Source organism: Paraburkholderia sp. BCC1886 (assembly GCF_900996245.1).
Classification (GTDB): domain Bacteria; phylum Pseudomonadota; class Gammaproteobacteria; order Burkholderiales; family Burkholderiaceae; genus Paraburkholderia.
The window spans coordinates 1-1,496 of record NZ_CAAJGK010000068.1 but is presented as its reverse complement, the minus strand read 5'-3'; the positions used below and the strand labels follow the sequence as shown (position 1 = coordinate 1,496).

Sequence of the window (1,496 nt, the reverse complement as noted above, 5' to 3'; positions counted from 1 at the left end):
AAAATCCTCACCGCGCGCGTCTACGACGTGGCTCGCGAGACCGAACTCGAACCGGCGCCGAACCTGTCGGCGCGGCTGCGCAATCCGGTTTATCTGAAGCGCGAGGACAACCAGCCGGTGTTTTCCTTCAAGCTGCGCGGCGCGTACAACAAGATGGCGCATATTCCGGCCGACGCGCTGGCGCGCGGCGTGATTACGGCGTCGGCGGGCAATCACGCGCAGGGTGTCGCGCTGTCGGCGGCACGCATGGGCGTCAAGGCGATCATCGTGGTGCCGGTGACCACACCGCAGGTGAAGGTCGACGCGGTGCGCGCGCATGGCGGTCCCACCGTCGAAGTCGTGCAGTTCGGCGAGTCGTATAGCGACGCTTATGGGCACGCCGTCCAGTTGCAGGAACAGCATGGGCTGACCTTCGTGCATCCGTTCGACGATCCGTATGTGATCGCCGGGCAAGGCACCGTGGCGATGGAGATTCTGAGCCAGCATCAGGGACCGATTCACGCGATCTTCGTGCCGATCGGCGGCGGCGGTCTCGCGGCGGGTGTCGCGGCTTACGTGAAAGCGGTGCGCCCCGAGATCAAGGTGATCGGCGTGCAGACCGACGATTCGTGTGCAATGGCCGCGTCGTTAAAGGCCGGCGAGCGCGTGACGTTGAACGAGGTGGGCCTGTTCTCGGATGGCACGGCAGTGAAGCTGGTCGGCGAAGAAACCTTCCGCCTGTGCAGCGAGTATCTCGACGATGTGCTGCTGGTGAACACCGACGCTCTGTGCGCGGCCATCAAGGACGTGTTCCAGGACACGCGCAGTGTGCTGGAGCCCGCAGGCTCGCTGGCACTGGCGGGGCTGAAACAGTACGCCGAACGCGAAGGTATCGAAGATCAGACGCTGATCGCGGTGACCTCAGGCGCGAACATCAATTTCGACCGCATGCGTTTCGTTGCCGAGCGCGCGGAAGTCGGCGAGGCGCGCGAAGCGGTGTTCGCCGTGACGATTCCCGAAGAGCGCGGCAGTTTCCGGCGTTTCTGCGAACTGGTCGGCACGCGCAGCGTCACCGAATTCAATTACCGGATTGCGGATGCGAAGGCCGCGCATATTTTCGTCGGCGTGCAGATCCGCAATCGCAGCGAATCCGCGCAGATTGCAGGCGCGTTCGAAGCGCATGGTTTCGCGACGGTCGACCTGACCTTCGATGAACTGTCGAAGCAGCACATTCGCTACATGGTCGGCGGTCACTCGCCGCTCGCACACGACGAGCGCCTGTTCCGCTTCGAGTTTCCGGAACGGCCCGGCGCGTTGATGAAGTTCCTCTCGTCGATGGCGCCGAACTGGAACATCAGCCTGTTCCACTATCGCAATCAGGGTGCGGACTACAGTTCGATTCTCGTCGGCATTCAGGTGCCGGAGAGCGAGAACGATGCGTTCGCGCGCTTCCAGGCGACGCTCGGTTATCCGAACTGGGAAGAAACGCATAACCCGGTGTATCGGTTGTTTCTTGC

General features: G+C 62.9%; 1 protein-coding gene. It reads left to right on the top strand.

The annotated features are described in order from the left end of the window. Positions 1 to 1,496, top strand: a 1,496-nt coding sequence (gene ilvA, locus FQ746_RS24565) for a threonine ammonia-lyase, biosynthetic (protein WP_409932424.1), incomplete at both ends; no start/stop codon positions are given.